General features: G+C 70.4%; 13 protein-coding genes. 10 read left to right on the top strand and 3 right to left on the bottom strand.

Features of this window, described 5'->3' with window-relative positions:
• Window positions 1–8 precede the first annotated feature (8 nt).
• The 4 genes from ACT1U9_RS25100 to ACT1U9_RS25115 all read left to right on the top strand — a co-directional run bounded on the left by ACT1U9_RS25100 (window position 9) and on the right by ACT1U9_RS25115 (window position 3,827).
• On the top strand, window positions 9–1,298 hold the full coding sequence (locus ACT1U9_RS25100) for an NtaA/DmoA family FMN-dependent monooxygenase (RefSeq protein ID WP_444539239.1): 1,290 nt from the start codon (window positions 9–11) through the stop codon (window positions 1,296–1,298).
• Window positions 1,295–2,083 carry a DUF1684 domain-containing protein gene (locus ACT1U9_RS25105; RefSeq protein WP_444534911.1) on the top strand — a complete coding sequence of 263 codons (789 nt, stop codon included), beginning with the start codon at window positions 1,295–1,297 and terminating at the stop codon, window positions 2,081–2,083. Before ACT1U9_RS25100 ends, ACT1U9_RS25105 begins: the two co-directional genes overlap by 4 nt.
• A 195-nt stretch (window positions 2,084–2,278) precedes the next feature.
• Window positions 2,279–3,184 carry a S1 family peptidase gene (locus ACT1U9_RS25110; protein WP_444534912.1) on the top strand — a complete coding sequence of 302 codons (906 nt, stop codon included), beginning with the start codon at window positions 2,279–2,281 and terminating at the stop codon, window positions 3,182–3,184.
• 163 nt (window positions 3,185–3,347) lie between these two features.
• A complete protein-coding gene (locus tag ACT1U9_RS25115; RefSeq protein ID WP_444534913.1) occupies window positions 3,348–3,827 on the top strand; it encodes a hypothetical protein in 480 nt (159 codons plus the stop codon).
• Window positions 3,828–3,864: 37 nt separating this feature from the next.
• Here the strand turns inward: ACT1U9_RS25115 and ACT1U9_RS25120 are convergent, their stop codons facing one another.
• Window positions 3,865–4,770 carry a DUF4231 domain-containing protein gene (locus tag ACT1U9_RS25120; protein ID WP_444534914.1) on the bottom strand — a complete coding sequence of 302 codons (906 nt, stop codon included), beginning with the start codon at window positions 4,768–4,770 and terminating at the stop codon, window positions 3,865–3,867.
• Window positions 4,771–5,025: 255 nt separating this feature from the next.
• Between ACT1U9_RS25120 and fxsA the strand changes: the two genes are divergently transcribed.
• From fxsA to fxsT, 5 genes are read left to right on the top strand one after another with little or no spacing between them, the layout of a single operon-like run.
• Entirely contained in the window at window positions 5,026–5,181 is a 156-nt protein-coding gene (gene fxsA / locus ACT1U9_RS25125; protein ID WP_444534915.1) for an FxSxx-COOH cyclophane-containing RiPP peptide, read from the top strand.
• A gap of 27 nt (window positions 5,182–5,208) precedes the next feature.
• Window positions 5,209–7,446, top strand: coding sequence for a radical SAM/SPASM protein FxsBH, inactivated beta-hydroxylase extension form (gene fxsBH, locus ACT1U9_RS25130; RefSeq protein ID WP_444534916.1), 2,238 nt, complete (start codon window positions 5,209–5,211; stop codon window positions 7,444–7,446).
• Entirely contained in the window at window positions 7,439–8,254 is an 816-nt protein-coding gene (locus ACT1U9_RS25135) for an aminoglycoside N(3)-acetyltransferase (protein ID WP_444534917.1), read from the top strand. Before fxsBH ends, ACT1U9_RS25135 begins: the two co-directional genes overlap by 8 nt.
• Before the next feature lie 60 nt (window positions 8,255–8,314).
• The gene (gene fsxC / locus ACT1U9_RS25140) at window positions 8,315–9,655 is read left to right on the top strand and encodes an FxsC protein (RefSeq protein ID WP_444534918.1); all 1,341 of its coding nucleotides are present in this window, start codon (window positions 8,315–8,317) and stop codon (window positions 9,653–9,655) included.
• Window positions 9,639–13,574: an FxSxx-COOH system tetratricopeptide repeat protein gene (gene fxsT / locus ACT1U9_RS25145; protein WP_444534919.1), complete on the top strand. Its 3,936-nt coding sequence runs from the start codon at window positions 9,639–9,641 to the stop codon at window positions 13,572–13,574. The genes fsxC and fxsT overlap by 17 nt, the downstream gene beginning before the upstream one ends.
• A 103-nt stretch (window positions 13,575–13,677) precedes the next feature.
• Here fxsT and ACT1U9_RS25150 read toward each other — a convergent pair whose 3' ends face one another.
• The gene (locus ACT1U9_RS25150) at window positions 13,678–14,547 is read right to left on the bottom strand and encodes an alpha/beta fold hydrolase (protein ID WP_444534920.1); all 870 of its coding nucleotides are present in this window, start codon (window positions 14,545–14,547) and stop codon (window positions 13,678–13,680) included.
• Window positions 14,548–14,762: 215 nt separating this feature from the next.
• Between ACT1U9_RS25150 and ACT1U9_RS25155 the strand changes: the two genes are divergently transcribed.
• Complete coding sequence (locus ACT1U9_RS25155) at window positions 14,763–15,662, top strand: slipin family protein (RefSeq protein WP_444534921.1); 900 nt, start codon at window positions 14,763–14,765, stop codon at window positions 15,660–15,662.
• 56 nt (window positions 15,663–15,718) lie between these two features.
• Here ACT1U9_RS25155 and ACT1U9_RS25160 read toward each other — a convergent pair whose 3' ends face one another.
• Window positions 15,719–16,756: a DUF3533 domain-containing protein gene (locus ACT1U9_RS25160; protein ID WP_444534922.1), complete on the bottom strand. Its 1,038-nt coding sequence runs from the start codon at window positions 16,754–16,756 to the stop codon at window positions 15,719–15,721.
• Window positions 16,757–16,766: the final 10 nt, after the last annotated feature.

The following is a 16,766-nucleotide window of genomic DNA, read 5'->3' on the forward strand; positions in this document are numbered from 1 at the left end:
CCAAGCCGATGCACCTCGCCGCCCACTTTCCGGGCGTCAACAACACCACCGTCTGGACCGATCCGCGCTCGGGCAGTCAGATCGACTTCGCCTCCTTCGAGCATCTGGCCCGCACCGCCGAGCGCGGCCGGTTCGACTTCTTCTTCCTCGCCGAGGGGCTGCGGCTGCGCGAGCACAAGGGGCGTATCCACGACCTGGACGTGGTGGGCCGCCCGGAGTCCATCACCGTCCTGAACGCCCTCGCGGCCGTCACCGAGCACCTGGGGCTTGCCGCCACGGTCAACGCCACCTTCAACGAGCCGTACGAACTCGCCCGCCGGCTCGCCTCGCTCGACCACCTCAGCGGCGGCCGCGCGGCCTGGAACGTGGTCACCTCGTTCGACGCGTTCACCGGCGAGAACTTCCGGCGCGGCGGCTATCTGGACCGGGCCGACCGCTACACCCGGGCCGCCGAATTCGTCGCCACCGCACGGGAGTTGTGGGATTCCTGGACGCCGGATGGCACTCCCCGTCCCTTCTCCCACCAGGGTCAACACTTCGCGATATCCGGGGAGTTCACGCTTCCGCGCTCCCCGCAGGGGCATCCGGTCGTCATCCAGGCCGGGGACTCCGGCGAGGGGCGCGAGTTCGCCGCGTCGGCCGCCGACGTCGTCTTCACCCGGCACGGCAGCCTGGAGGCCGGGCGGGCGTTCTACGCCGATGTGAAGGGACGGCTCGCCAAGTACGGCAGGCAGCCCGAGGACCTGAAGATCATGCCGGGGGTGACCTTCGTGCTCGGCGACAGCGACGCCGAGGCGCAGGAGAAGGCCGCCGAGATCCGCCGCCGCCAGGTCTCCCCGCAGAACGCGATCGTCGCCCTGGAGCAGATCTGGGGCCGCGACCTCTCCGCGTACGACCCTGACGGGCCGCTCCCGGACATCGACCCGGACCCGGAATCGACGCTGGTGCAGGGGCGGGTGAAGGTCGGTGACCCCTTCGCGGTCGCGGCCAAGTGGCGGGCGCTGTCGGAGGCGAAGGGGCTCTCCATCCGGCAGACGGTCATCGAGTCCACCTCCCGCCAGTCGTTCATCGGCACGCCAGGGTCCGTCGCCGCCCAGCTGGACGAGTTCGTACGCACCGACGCCGCCGACGGTTTCATCCTCGTCCCGCAGCTGACGCCGGGCGGGCTCGACGACTTCGTCGACGATGTGGTGCCGCTGTTGCAGGAGCGCGGGGTGTTCCGTTCGGAATACTCCGGGCCGACACTGCGCTCGCATCTGGGGCTGCGCACCCCCGTACGGAAGGATGGACCGGCATGAGCACGGACGCGGCACAGGAGTGGGACCGCTGGCACGAACGGCGCATCGCGACCGTCTCCTCGCCCTACGGCCCCCTCGCGCTGACCGGCACCCACTGGCTCGCCGATGCGGTGGAGGGGCGAATTCCGGCCGTGCCGGGCCACTGGCGCGAAGAGGGCGACGAAGTGGTGCTATCGGCGGGCGCCGGGGACGGGATCAGCCTGGACGGCGAGGAGTTCACCGGCGAGGTCCGGCTCACCGCCGACCACGCCCCGATCGGGCAGTCGCGGCTGGCCCAGGGTGCGAAGCGGCTCGTGGTGCTGCGCCGCGAGGGGCTGTGGGCGGTGCGGGTCTGGGACCCCGAAGCCGAGCGCAGACGTTCCTTCAAGGGCATCGAGGCGACGCCGTACGACGCACGCTGGGCGGTGCCCGGCACGTTCCGCCCGTACGACGAAGCGCGGACCGTCCAAGTGGCGAACGCCGACGGGGTGGAGCGCGGACTGGGGCTCGGCGGCGAGCTCGCCTTCACCCTCGACGGCCGAAACCACACCCTTCAGGTGGCGGTCGAGGGCGACGGCCGGCTCTGGGCGGTCTTCGCCGATGCGACCAGCGGGGATTCGACCTTCCGGTTCCGTTTCCTGCGCCCCGGCGCACCCGCGGCGGACGGCAGCGTGACGGTGGACCTCAACCGCGCACTGCTGCCCCCGTGCGCCTTCGCCGACCACTTCATCTGCCCCTTCCCGCCCCCGGGCAACACGCTGGACATCGCCGTCCCGGCGGGGGAGCGGACCGTGCTCTCCGGCTGACCCGCGCGTCGCCGTACCCCAACCGCCCGGCCGAAAGGCGCCCTTGCGCCCGACGGCCGGGCCGCCGAATACTCCCTCCCAGCGCTTGTCAGGAGCACGGCGGCGCTTCATTGTGCTGCCGTCGGCCCTTGGCCGCGCCTCACGGGGTCCCCCCACCCAAACCGGGCCCCTCGACTTCCCTCGGGAGGAACAGAAGTGAGGATCAAGCGCACCATCCCCCGGCGTCACGGCGCTTTCGCGAGACGCACCAAGGCAGCCGCCATCACCACCGGGCTCGTCGCCGCCGCCGCTCTCGCGGTCCCCACCGCCAGCGCCAGCCCGGCCCATGTGTTCAGCGCCACCCAGCTCTCCGCCGTCAGCGACGCCGTGCTCGGCGCCGATGTCGCGGGCACCGCCTGGCACGTCGACCCCGCCACCCACACGCTGGTCGTGACCGCCGACCCCGGCGTCACCCAGGCCGACATAGCCAGGATCAAGCAGCAGGCCGGATCCAACGCGTCCGCGATACGCGTCGAGCGGACCAATGGGAAGATCAGCAAGCTGCTCTCCGGCGGCGACCCCATCTACACGACGAGCTGGCGCTGCTCGCTGGGCTTCAACGTCAAGAAGGGCAGCACCTATTACTTCCTGACGGCCGGCCACTGCACCCAGGGCTACCCGAACTACTACACGAGCTCCTCGCACTCGACGAGCATCGGCCCGACGGTCGGCACCACCTTCCCGGGCCACGACTACGGTCTGGTGCAGTACACCAACACCTCGCTCTCCCACCCGAGCGCCGTGGGCAGCCAGCCCATCACCAGCGCGGCCAACCCCACGGTCGGCCAGAGCGTCACCCGGCGCGGCTCCACCACCGGCATCCACAGCGGCCGGGTCACCGCGCTCAACGCCACCGTCAACTACGGCAACGGTGACATCGTGCGCGGCCTGATCCAGACCACCGTCTGCGCCGAGCCCGGCGACTCCGGCGGTCCGCTCTACTCCGGATCGACGGCCCTCGGTCTCACCTCCGGCGGCAGCGGCAACTGCTCGTCGGGCGGCACGACCTTCTTCCAGCCCGTGGTCGCGGCCATGAGCGCCTATGGAGTCAGCCTTTTCTGACGGCTGATCACCTAGCTGCGTAAAGCGGAGGCGAGCCCCCGCCCGAGCACCGGGCGGGGGCTCGTCCCCGCTGGCCGGGGCCGGGTGCGTACGACTGGACGCGTTGCGCCTTTTTGGGAGGATGTTCACGGCGGAGAGGCGAGCGGACACACGGGGTGAGCCAGTGAAACGCATCGGAGTGACCGGTCACCGAGACATTCCCTCCGAGGCGTTAGAGGAGATCCGCGGCTGTCTGCGCACCCTGCTGTGCGGCCACGAGGGTTCGCTGGAGGCGCTGTCCAGCCTCGCCGCCGGCGCCGACCAGCTCTTCGCGGCCGTCGCCCTGGAATGCGGCGCGTCCCTGACCGTGGTCATTCCCAGTGGCGACTATGAGACGGGCTTCACCGACGCCGTCGAACTCGCCCGCTACCGGGGCCTCAAACGGCAGGCCACGCAAGAGATCCGGATGGACTTCCCGCACTCCACGGACGAGGCCTACTACGCGGCGGGTGCCTATATCGCGGACAACTGCGACCGTCTGGTGGCGGTATGGGACGGCCGGCCCGCGCGGGGGCTCGGCGGCACGGGCGACATCGTCGAGTACGCCCGCAGCCTGGGCAAGACGGTCACGGTGGTGTGGCGCGACGGGCTCACCCGCCCCTGACGGATCGTCAGGCAGGTTACGTATGTCTAACGGTATGTCAACTGCGGAGCCTGGCAAGCCAGTCGGTGTGCTGCGGCGAGACGACCCGCTCGGTCTCGTACACCGCCCCCGGCCACTCCCGCTCGCTGACCGTGTTCTCCATGGCCACATGCATCTCCATCAGATCCTGCTCCACCAGCGAGTGGGCCGATATCAGCGGCTGATGGCGGCGGATCTCGCTCCAGGCCAGGCATGCGGCGGCCGCGGCCGAGAGCAGTCCGGTCGGCTTCACGCCCTCGGCCGCACCGAACGTGTGCAGCGTCGCGAAGAGCAACGCGAGAAGCGTGAGCAGGGTGATCGCGGAGGTCCACAGCGCGGTGGCCCGCCGGGACGCCTCCTGGCGGCGCCGGTACCAGTTGCGCTGCTCGATCAGACGGTCCCGTACGTACGTCTCCTTGCGTACGGTGAAGGCCTTCGCCCGTAACTCCCGCATGGGCGCGGTGATGAGATCCGCGTCGGCCAGCGTGGACGACCGCTCTTCGCGCGGGTCCTGCCAGCCCACTTTCCGCAACTCCCGCAGTCCCTCCTCCAGACGGAGGGTGAACAGACCTTCGGGGGAAGCCGCGTGGGAGTCGAACGGAGCCCCGTGCACCGCATAGCGCCAGCACATGGATTTGATGAACTCGGCCGCCGAACGATTCAGTTGCCAATGCGATTTGGCGTGCCCCCGGGCGGCGCGGAAGCTCACCGCGAGCACCCCCGCGTACGCCAGTGCGCTGAGCGCGCTCGTCAGCCGGAAGCCGCCACCGAGCGTCATCTTCCACGGCAGCGCCGCCAGCGCCGCACCCGCGACCAGCAGGCACAACTGCCAGCGCGTGACGTTCACCGCGGCCCGCTGACGCCCTATCGCGAGAGAGTCCGCGTGATGGAAGAGACCCGGCAGGTCGTTGTTGCGGAAGACCATGCTTTGCAGAGGACCGGGAATCGCCGTCACATCCACCCCTGTCTGCGGTTTTATCCATCACTCTTTCGATGGAACGACCCGTTCCGTACATCTTCCGCTAAGGCTGTGCCACCTGTTCGTTTCAGGTGGTCGTGCTCAGTTGCCAACAGTGGCCAAGAGAGTAAAGTCGTCCCGCCGACACTGCAACGGTGCATGTCGTCGGTACCACTGTCCACATGCAGGAATTACCCATCAAGGACGGCCGTGAAGACCTCCGTGAATTCTCTCTCCTTCGCCCCTGCGAAGAAGAGCCGTGTGCCCCTGGCAGAGATCGACGTCCGTGGCGCCGATGCCGCCAGGAAGCTCGGCCGCGTGCTGCCCTCGTCCCTCGGCCGGCCTGTGCAGGCATCGACCTTCAACTCGGCGCTCTAGCCACGCTCGGAGCTCTAGACTGGCGGAATGACTGGACCCGTGGTCCCATTCCGCGAGATCGTGCTCAAGGTTCACAGCAGATGCGATCTTGCTTGTGATCACTGCTATATCTACGAAGCCCCTGATCAGAGTTGGCGCACCCGCCCCAAGGCAATCTCTGACGAGGCGATCTCCTGGACGGCCCGGCGACTGGCCGAGCACGCCGAGAAACACGTACTGCCCTCCGTGTCAGTGATCCTGCACGGAGGGGAGCCGCTGCTGGCAGGGCCCGCACGGCTGCGCCGCGTCTGCGAGGAGCTGACCGCCGCCCTCGACGGCGTCGCGGCGCTCGATCTGCGCATCCACACCAACGGCCTCCAGTTGAGCCCCCGCTACCTCGATCTCTTCGACGAGTTCGGTGTGCGTGTCGGCATCTCCCTCGATGGGGACAAATCGGCCAACGACCGCCACCGCCGCTTCGCCGACGGCCGCACCAGCCATCCCCTGGTCCTCAAGGCCGTCGAACTGCTCCAGAGCGAGCGCTACCGCCATCTCTTCCTCGGGCTGCTCTGCACCATCGACGTGGCCAACGACCCCGTCGCCGTGCATGACGCGCTCATCGCCCTGGATCCGCCGCGTATCGACTATCTGCTGCCGCACGCCACCTGGGACGCGCCCCCGGCCCGGCCCAAGGGTTCGCCCACCGAGTACGCCGAGTGGATCCTCACCGTCTTCGACCGCTGGGAGCAGCAGGGCAGACCGGTGCCGGTCCGGCTGTTCGAGTCCGTACTGTCGACGTTGAACGGCGGCCCCAGCCTCACCGAGTCCCTGGGCCTTGCCCCCACTGACCTCGTCGTGGTCGAGACGGACGGGACGCTGGAGCAGGTCGACTCGCTCAAGAGCGCCTACGACGGGGCCGCCGCCACCGGATTCGACGTCTTCCGGCACTCCTTCGACGAGGTCGCCGCCCACCCGGGCGTACGGGTGCGCCAGCTCGGCCTCGCGGGAGTGGGGCCCGAGTGCCGCGAGTGCCCGGTGGTGCGCTCCTGCGGCGGCGGGCTCTATACGCACCGCTACAGCTCGGCCAACGCAGAGCGGGGCACGGACGCCTTCGCCGGGCCGTCGGTCTACTGCCAGGACCTGGAGGCCATCGTGCGCGGCATCGAGGCGCGCACGGCCGCCCGGATGGTCCCGGAGGCGGTCACCGACCCCGGTGAACTCGTCGCGTCCCAGCACGAGCTGACCCGCACCCTGCTGGCCCGCCTGAACGCCGACCTCGCCGGGCGCGGCGGCCCCGAGTGGGACGAGGCGTGGCGGCTGACCGCGCTCGTCGACGGCCCGGCGCTCGACGAGGTGCTGGCCCAGCCGTACGCGCGCAGCTGGCTGCTCACCACCCTGGAGGCGCTGCGGGCGGGGCGCGCGGACGTCGTGGCGCACGCCCACCGCCTGGCCGCCTACACCGCCGCGGCCGCCGTGCGCGCCCGGCTCGAACTGCCCGTATCCGTCGGGTACGAGGACGGCCGGCTGCTCCTGCCGGGCCTCGGCCAGCTCCGCGTCGGCGCCCCGGGTGAGCGCGGCCGCGTCGTGGTGACCGCCGCCGAGAAGGGCTTCCGGGCCCGGGGGGACGGCTGCGAGCTCGACGTGGAGTGCCCGCGCGAGCCGTGCGGCGACTGGCTGCCGGTGCGGGGCCTGGGCCGGGACGGGGCGCCCGATCCGGCCCTGGACGACCTTGACCCGTACCGCGACTGCTTCGGGACGGCCGTGCTGCCGCGCCTCGGTCTCGGCGAGGCGGACGAGTGGAGCGGGCGGCTCGGCGAGGCCTGGGGGCTGCTCTCGGCCGCCGTGCCCGGCCACGCCGCCGAGGCGGCCGCGGTGCTGACCACGCTCACTCCGCTGGCCGGGGACGGCGAGCCGGTGGTCGGGCGGCACGGCTACGGGGCACTGGGGGTGCCGGTGGGGCTCAGGGGGGACGCGTTGGCGCTGGGGCTGCTGAAGGGCTTCCGTCGGGCGAAACTGCGGGCCCTGCTCGATGTCGCGGACCTGTACGCGCTCGACGGCGCCTGGCACCATGCGGTCGGCTGGCGGGACGAGCCCGTTCCGGTGTCGGTCCTGCTGGCCGAAACCCATGAGCGGGTGGCCCTCGCCGCGTACGACAGGAGTGCGCGCACTCTGGCGGAGACCCGGCGCGCGCTGGAAGCTCTTGAGGAGGCGGCCGAACTCACCGTGAGCGGGAAGAGCCTGGTCGCCGCCGTCCGGCTGGAGTGGGAAGAGGCAGCCCGTGGATGAACGAGCCGAGGCAGCGCTGGGGAGCGCGTTACTCGACGACTTGACGGCGATGGGCGTGGAGCGGGGGGACACCCTGCTCGTGCACGCCTCGATGAGCGGTCTGGGGCCCCCGAGGGTGCTGGGGCAGGCGCTGATGGCGGCGGTCGGCGGGCCGCTGAAGGGCACGCTTGTGGTCCCGGCGTTCACCCCGGCCAACTCGCTCACCTCACCGGCCCATCGGGCCCGTATCAGAAATCTGCGCGATCCCGCCGCGTACCGGGACTTCAAGAACACCATGGAGCCCTTCGACCGGGAGACCAGCCGCAGCCAGGGAATCGGCCGCTTGGCGGAATGGATCCGCACAAGGGACGACGCGGTGCGCAGCGACCATCCGCAGACGTCCTTCGCGGCCTGGGGCTGCCGCGCCCTGGAGCTGACACAGGGACACGCGAGGGATTGTCATCTGGGCGAGAAGTCGCCGCTCGGGGTGCTCTATGGGATCAAAGACGCCAAAGTGCTCATGATCAATGTGGGATTCTCCGTCTGCACCGCCTTTCACCTCGCCGAATACCGTTATCTCGCCGATCCGCCGAAGAAGTTGTACAGCTGTGTGGTGCGGGATGCGAACGGCCGGCGGGCCTGGTTCCACTATCCCGATGTGGTTCTCGACGACGGCGACTTCGAGGCGGTGGGGGCGGACCTTCCGGAGGAAGTGCGCAAAGAGTGGCAGCTGGGGCCAAGAACCGCCCGGTTGTTTTCGATCAGGGGTGCGGTGGACCATGCGGTGGACTGGATGACCGAAAAGCGGCCTTGTTTGACCGAACGGTGAGGGGATGGAGCGCAGCTCGCTCCGGAATGATGTTCTTCAATCCTGCAGGACGGGGGTCGTGTGCACGCATCAGCGCAGCCGCGTCCGGCCGACCAACATCGGCCCTACTTCTTTCTGAGTTACGCGCACACGCCGAGGTACGGGGCGGGCGGCCCGGACCCCGACATGTGGGTGGAGCGGCTCTTCCGTGATCTCTGCGGCCATGTGATGGCCATGACCGACCTGCCCGCCGGTGCGCCCGCCGGCTTCATGGACCGGGAGATACGCTCGGGCGAGGGCTGGTCGGAGCGCCTGGGCGAAGTCCTGGCCTCCACCCGGGTGTTCGTGCCGCTGTTCTCGCCGCGCTACTTCGCGAGCGAGATGTGCGGACGTGAGTGGTACGCGTTCGAGCAGCGCACCATCCAGCACCAGGCGTACACCAACCGCCCGGCCGAGGCGATCGTGCCGGCGCTGTGGGTACCGGTCCCGCCCGAGCAGTTACCCGGTCCGGCCGAGCGGTTGCAGTTCAACCACCGGGCCTTCGGCGACCGTTACGTCACCGACGGGCTCTACGGACTGATCAAGCTCAGGATCTTCGCCGAGGAGTACGAGCGGGCGGTCTACGAACTGGCCAAACGGATCGTGAGCGTCGCCGACGCCACCGCGGTGCGCCCCGGCCGGCACGTCGACTACCGGCTGGCCCCCAGCGCCTTCGGCGCGGCCGCCAGTGAAGGTCCCCGCCCCATGCACGTCACGGTCGCCGCACCCACCCGCCATGAGCTGCCCGAGGGCCGCGACGACGTGTACTACGGGGACAGTCCGCTGGACTGGAACCCCTACCACCCCGTCTCCGCACGGCCGTTGGCGCTCGTCGCCGAGGACATGGTGCGCTCGCTCAACTACCAGACCACGGTCTCCTCCTTCGACGAGGAGGTGCTGCACCTCGACGGCAAACAGCCGCCGTCGCGGCCCGAGGTCCTGCTGGTGGACCGCTGGGCGCTTGAGGACCCGGACCGCCGGGCCCGGCTCGCGGCCTTCGACGCGGAACACCGGCCCTGGGTGAGCGTGGTCGTCCCCTGGAACCGCGACGACCAGCAGAGCAGAGCGGCGGAAGGAGAGTTGTCGGAGCGTCTGGAGTCGACCATGCCGTCCAAGATGCGCCAGGGACGGGCCGCCTGCCGGGCCGCCGCCAAGGGCGTCCCCAGCATGGAGGCCTTCGGGCAGATCCTGCCCCAGGTAGTGGAGGCGGCCGCACAGCAGTATCTGAGACACGCGACGGTTTATCCGCCGGCGGGGGGCGGGCACACCGAACGGCCGCGCCTGGTCGGGCCGATGGGCACCGATTTCGGCATCACGCAGTACATCCCCGACAGGCTCGATCACGCGCCCGATGCGGAGGAGACGGATGACAGCCAGTCGTGACGGACGCATCGTCACGTTCTACTCGTACAAGGGTGGTACGGGCCGAACCATGGCCCTGGCCAACACGGCCTGGATCCTTGCCGCCAACGGCAAGCGCGTCCTCGCGGTGGACTGGGACCTGGAGGCCCCGGGTCTGCACCGCTTCTTCCACCCGTTCCTGGACCCCTCGACGCTCGGCGCCACCACCGGGGTCATCGACCTGATCACCGAGTACGCCTGGGCCGCGACCAGCCCCGTGCCCCGCTCCGACGAGTGGCACCGGGACTACGCGCGCATCCAGCCGCACGCCGTCTCCCTCACCCCGGAGGCGCTGGGCTGGCAGTTCCCCGACGGCGGCACGCTCGACTTCGTCTCCGCCGGCCGGCAGAACCGCGAGTACTCGGCGACCGTCTCCACCTTCGACTGGGACAACTTCTACGACCGGCTCGGCGGCGGCCACTTCTTCGACGCGCTGCGCGACGACATGAAGGAGAACTACGACTACGTCCTGATCGACAGCCGCACCGGCCTCAGCGACATCGCCGACATCTGCACCGTCCACCTGCCCGACATCCTGGTGGACTGCTTCACCCTGAGCGACCAGTCCATCGACGGCGCGGCCTCCGTGGCCCGCCAGATCGACGAGCGCTACAGCGGCCAGAACATCCGCATCCTGCCGGTGCCGATGCGCATCGACGAGGGCGAGAAGGAGAAGGCGGACGCCGGCCGGGGGCTCGCCCGGCTGAAGTTCGACCGCTTCCCGGCCGGGCTCTCGGGCGAGGAACTCACCTCCTACTGGGGCGCGGTGGAGATCCCGTACAAGCCGTACTACGCCTACGAGGAGACGCTGGCGACCTTCGGCGACGAGGCCGGGCTCTCCAACTCGCTGCTCTCCGCCTTCGAACGCCTCGCCTCCGTCGTCACCGAGGGCCGGATCACCGCGATGCCGGCCGTCAACGAGGAGATCAGGCTGCGGATCCGGGACGCCTTCACCCGCCGCAGGCCCGCCCTGCCGGCCGATCTGTTCCTCAGCTATGTGGCCGAGAACCGGATGTGGGCCGACTGGATCGAGTCCGTCCTGACCAGGGCCGGATTCCGGGTCGTACCGCGCGACGTGTCGGCCGGGCCCAGCGCCGCCGACGGGGAGGCGGTCGCCGCCGAGAGCGCGGCCCGTACCGTGGTGCTGCTCTCCAGCGCCTACCTCAAGTCGGCCCGGGCCGTGGAGATATGGTCCCGTGCCGCCGCCGAGGACCCCTCGGGCGCGCGCCGCCAGCTGCTGCCGCTGCGGGTCGGCGACGTCCGCCTCACCGCGCCCTACATCGACCGCAACCCGGTGGACCTGTTCCGCCTGGACGAGGTGCACGCGACGACCTCGCTGCTGCGCGCTCTTGAGCGGCCGGTGCAGATCAGCGACGGGGTGGCGCCCGGCCCCAGGTTCCCCGGCACCGTGCCGAAGATCTGGAACGCGCCGCCGCGCAACCCGGGCTTCACCGGCCGCTCGCTGGTCCTGGAGCGGATGCGCGACCAGCTCGGCGGCGGCCTCGCCGTCGTCCTGCCGCAGCCGCAGACCCTGTACGGACTCGGCGGCGTCGGCAAGACCCAGGTCGCGCTCGAATACGTCCACCGGTTCATGGCCGACTACGACCTGGTCTGGTGGATGTCCGCCGAGCAGCAGGACGACGTGGTGGCCGGCCTCGCCGAACTCGGCGTACGGCTGGGCGTCCAGGGCGGCGACGACATGAACGCGGCCTCCCGCGAGGCCATCGACCGGCTGCGGCGCGGGGTGCCCACCTCGCGCTGGCTGCTGGTCTTCGACAACGCGGACGACCCCGAGCAGATCAAGCGGTTCTTCCCGCCGGGCGGCCCGGGCCACGTCCTGGTGACCTCCAGGAACCAGACCTGGTCGCAGTACGGCGACGCGCTGCCGGTCGACGTGTTCCTGCGCGAGGAGTCGGTCGAGCACCTCCAGCGGCGTGCCCCCGGGCTCTCCGCGGACGACGCCGATCAGGTCGCGATGGCGGTCGGTGACCTGCCGCTCGCCGTCGAGCAGGCGGCGGCGTGGATCGCCGAAACCGCGACGCCGGTCGCCGCCTATCTGGAGCAGCTGGCCCAGCAGGCGCCCACCGTCCTCGCGCTCAACCAGCCCGCCGGATATCCGGAGCCGGTCGCCGCCACCTGGAACGTCTCCATCGAACGGCTGAAGCAGCGCTCACCGGCGGCAGTGCGGCTGCTCCAACTGTGCGCCTTCTTCGCGCCGGAGCCGATTTCGGCCAATCTCCTCTACAGCAAGGAGATGATCGACGCGCTCAAGCCGTACGACGCCACGCTCCAGGAGAAGCTGGTGCTCGGCCGGGTCATCCGCGAGATCGGCCGGTTCGCCCTCGCCAAGGTCGACCAGGTCGGCTCCTCCATCCAGGTGCACCGGCTCGTCCAGGCCGTGATCCGGGCGCAGTTGAGCGACCAGGAGCAGATGGACGCGCGGCACGCCGTCCACCGCATCCTGGCGGGCGCCCGGCCCGACGCCGACGAGCCGATCGACAACCCGGAGACCTGGCCGCAGTTCGGCACCATCTGGCCGCATCTCACCCCGTCGGGAGCCCGGCTCTGCGACGACCCGGAGACCCGTCGGCTCCTCATCGACCGGGTACGCTACCTCTGGAAGCGCGGTGACTTCAACGCGGCCGCCAACCTCGCCGAGGACCTGCGCGAGGAGTGGCGCGAGAAGCTGGGGCCCAACGACCTCCAGTATCTGTACCTGCGCTTCCATCTCTCCAACATCCTTCGCTCGCGCGGCCGTTACGTGGAGGCGATGGAGCTGGACGAGGAGACTCTGGCCCGCCAGACGGAAGTGCTCGGTGCCTCGCATCCGCACACGTACATGACCACCAGCGCCCTGGCGATGGACCTCGGCGCGGTCGGCCAGTACAGCAAGGCGATGGAGCTGGCGACCGAGGCGCACGAGGGGTTCCGGCAGATCTTCGACGAGTCGCACCCCCGTACGCTGGCCGCCGCCAACAACCTCGCCCTGAACATGCGCATGCTCGGCCAGTACGCCCGGGCCCGCGAGCTCGACCAGGACGTCTACGACCGGCGCACCGAGGTGCTGGGCCCGGAGCACCCGTACACCCTGTCCTCGGCCATGAACCTGGCGCGCGACCTGCGCGAGGTGGGCCGGTACGAGGACTCGGTGGCGCTGCTCAGCCGCACCTACGACCTGTACAAGGAGCAGTTGGGCCGGGCCTTCCCGGGCACGCTCGCCGCGGCCAAGAGCCTCGCCGTGTCGCTGCGCCGGGCGGGCCGGCTCGACGACGCGCGGCGGCTGACCACGGCCACCCGCAACCGCTACCGCGCCAAGTACACCTCCGCCAACCCGGACTGGCTGGCCTGTGACCTCAACATGGCCGCCGACCTGTTCGCGGCCGGGGACTCGACGGCGGCGCGGGAGACCGCGCAGGAGGTCGTCGACCAGTACATAAAGGTGCCGGGGGAGCGGCATCCGTACACGCTGGCGGCCGTGAACAACCTGGGCATCTACCAGTGGGGCTGCGGGGCGCTGGACGCCGCCGACTCGATGCTGGAGAACACCATACGGACCATGCGCGACATACTCGGCGAGAACCATCCGCACGCGTTGTTCGCCACGGTCAACCTCGCCAATGTGAAGGCCGACATGGGCGATCTGGAGGCCGCGCTGGAGATCGAGCGCAACGCGGTCGCGCGGCTGCGCGAGGTCCTTGGCGCGCATCACCCCGAGACGCTGGCCTGCGCCTCGAACCTGTCGGTGACGCTGGACGGGCTCGGCCGCAAGGAGGAGGCCACCCAGCTGCGGGCGGAGACCGTGGACGAGCTCCAGCGGCTCCTCGGCGACGAGCACGCGTTCGTACGGATCGCCAGGGAACAGCGCAGAGTACAACGTGACCTGGAGCCGCTGGCGGTGTGAACCGGGCGGCTGCCGGGTGAGGCGGCGACCGGAGTGACGGGACGGCCGGTGCGACTGGAGTGATCGCACCGGTTCCCGCCGTCCGGCCAGCCGTTCCTCGCGGTCAGTCCTCCTCGATCAGCCAGGTGAGGATGTCGGGGAGCGCGTGCAGGGCGTCGAAGTGGGCGGCGGTCGGCTCCAGTACGGCCGTCGCGCCCGGGATGCGCTCGGCGAGCCAGCGCGAGTGGCCGACGGGCGAGAACACGTCCTTCACACCGTGCCAGAGCAGCACCTCACCGGTGATGTCGGCGGGGTCGAACCCCCAGGGGCTGCTCAGCGCGAGCGCGTCGTCGATCCATCCGTACGCCGAATTCCGCAGCGCCTCCTGGTAGTTGCGCAGCAGCATCGAGCGCACGCCCGCGTCCTTGACCACCATCCGGTCGGCGTGGGTGAGATCGCGGCGCAGCTCGTCCAGGAGCTGGATCGGGTTTCTGCGGATCTCGTCGGAGCGCGGGATGAGCCGGGCGGCGAACTCCTCGGGGTCGACGCTCGCGGTGGTGTACTCCTCGACGTTGTACGCCGTCATCCCCTCGAACCAGTCGAGCCCGGGCGCGTCCCGGGGTGCAAGGGTGACCAGGGCCGCGGTGCGGGTGACCCGCTCGGGCAGCAGAGCGGCGCAGGCCAGCGCGTGCGGGGCGCCGCCGGACCGCCCGACGACCGCGAAGCGCTCCAGCCCGTAACTGTCCGCGATCGTCCGTACGTCCTGGACGACATCGGCGACGCTGCGGCCCTCCAGCCGGTCGGAGCCGCCGTAGCCGGGCCGGTCGTAGGCGATCAGCTGCATCCGGCGCTGGTAGAGCACCATGCCGCGCGGCGCGGGGCCCAGGCGGCTGCCGGGGGTGCCGTGCAGCAGGAACACCGGCCTGCCCCGCGGGTCACCGAAGCGCTCCACCATCAGATGCCGCCCGTCGGCCGCGCGCACCCGACCGCGCACTCGTGCCCCCTCCGGTCGTGGATCGCGATACCGGCCGCCGGCTGGCCCCTCGTCCCACCGGCCGTATCGATTGCCGTATGCAGGCATTGACTGTTGCGGCATTCCCCTCCCGCCCGTGCTTTACCCATTCAGTGGAGTGTGACCGGGACTCCCCCCGGGGCGGAAGCGGAGTTACCGTCGAAGTACACGTCCGATTCGGACCCTTGGGGGCCGTGATGGTCGAGGCATTGGTGGCGGCGGCAGTGGCTGCCGGATCCGCCGGGCTCGTGTACGTACTGGCGGCGGCCCGGGTCGTCAAACAGTACGAACGCGGTGTGGTCTTCCGGCTGGGAAAGCTCAGGGACGGGGTGCGCGGCCCCGGGTTCACGTTGATCCTTCCCTTCGCCGACCGGCTCCACAAGGTGAACATGCAGATTGTGACGATGCCGGTCCCGGCGCAGGACGGCATTACGCGCGACAACGTCACGGTCCGGGTGGACGCGGTGATCTATTTCAAGGTGGTCGACCCGGCCGACGCGGTCATCCAGGTCGAGGACTACCGCTTCGCCGTCTCCCAGATGGCCCAGACCTCACTGCGCTCGATCATCGGCAAGAGCGACCTCGACGACCTGCTCTCCAACCGCGAGAAGCTCAACCAGGGCCTGGAGCTGATGATCGACAGCCCGGCCATGGGCTGGGGCGTGCAGATCGACCGGGTGGAGATCAAGGACGTCTCGCTCCCGGAGACGATGAAGCGCTCGATGGCCCGCCAGGCCGAGGCAGACCGGGAGCGCCGGGCCCGGGTCATCAACGCGGACGCGGAGCTCCAGGCGTCGAAGAAGCTGGCCGAGGCGGCCGGCGTGATGTCGCAGCAGCCCGCAGCGCTTCAACTGCGCCTGCTCCAGACGGTGGTGGCGGTCGCGGCCGAGAAGAACTCGACGCTGGTCCTGCCGTTCCCGGTGGAACTGCTGCGCTTCCTGGAACGCGCGGCTCCGCAGGGCGTGCAGCCCACCGCCCCCGAACCCCCGGCGGCGCAGGCGCATTCGAGCCTGGAGTTCGAGGTCGAGGAGCAGGTGGAGGGCCCGGCCGGCGAGCCGCCTTCCATCGAGGGGCCCGAGGGACCCGAGGGGCCGTGAGTGCCGGAGTGCGATTTCGCTGACGGCATGTCAATTGCCGTATGCTGGATGGGTCGTTACGTCCTCGCTCCGACCTCCAGTGCCTCGTCCTCGGGATGCTCGCCCCGCTGGCGCAGCACGGCCATGACCATCGTGACCAGGGCGCCGCCCACGGCCCAGGCGGAGAGCACCAGGAGCGGCCCGGTGACCGCGTTGCCCCTGAAGTACGCGATGGAGCGCGCCGTCCAGGTACCGGCGCCCGGCGGCAGCGCGGGCCCGATCGCCTTCCAGAACGGCGGCAGCAGCGGATATGGATAGGCGCCGCCCGCGCTCGGGTTGCCCAGGACCACGATGACCAGGATCGCGAGCCCGATGCCGACGATCCCGGCGAGCCCCTGGAAGGCCAGGGTCGTGGCACCGACGGCGAACACCACCAGCGCGCCCAGCCCCGCGAGCCCGAGGTAGCTGCCGGGCAGCGCGCCGAGCACCGGCCCGATGATCAGCGCGCCGAGCAGCCCGGCGGCGATCGCGTACACCGCGAGCGCGGCGAGGCGGATCACCGCCCGCTGGGTGTTGGCGGGCCGTGCGCCATGGCTGATCGCCAGGATCGCGGCACAGAGGTAGCCGCCCACGCACCAGCCGACGATCAGGTAGAACGACGACAGGCCACGGGTGTCCTTAGGATCGGCCGGGGCGACGTCCTCCACCTTCAGGGTGCGCTGCTCGGCCTTCTCGATCGCCGTCATGACCAGCTCGACGGCTCCCGAGAGGGACGCCCCGCCGCCGCTCGCGACGAGCAGGGTGTCGGTGGTGGAGGCCGGGTCGACGATCAGTGCGGCGTCGAGGTCGCGCTCGCGCAGCTTCTTGACCGCCGCGGCCCGGTCGGCGACCGCACGGGCGTCGAGGGCGCCGCCGGGCACCGCGTTCAGTCGCTGCACGGCCTGGGCACTGATCGGCGGGGGTGCGACCACCCCGAACGCGACATCCTTCGGCTTGGGGCTGTGGAAGGCCCCCGCGTAGGACGTGATGAACGCGACCATCAGCCCGAGCACCCCGATGACCAGCAGCGCGGCCCGCACGGTGACGGCGTTCTTCACCTCGTCGAGGAAGGTCATGCCCTCACGC

This window comes from Streptomyces sp. BR1, from assembly GCF_052373795.1.
GTDB lineage: Bacteria > Actinomycetota > Actinomycetes > Streptomycetales > Streptomycetaceae > Streptomyces.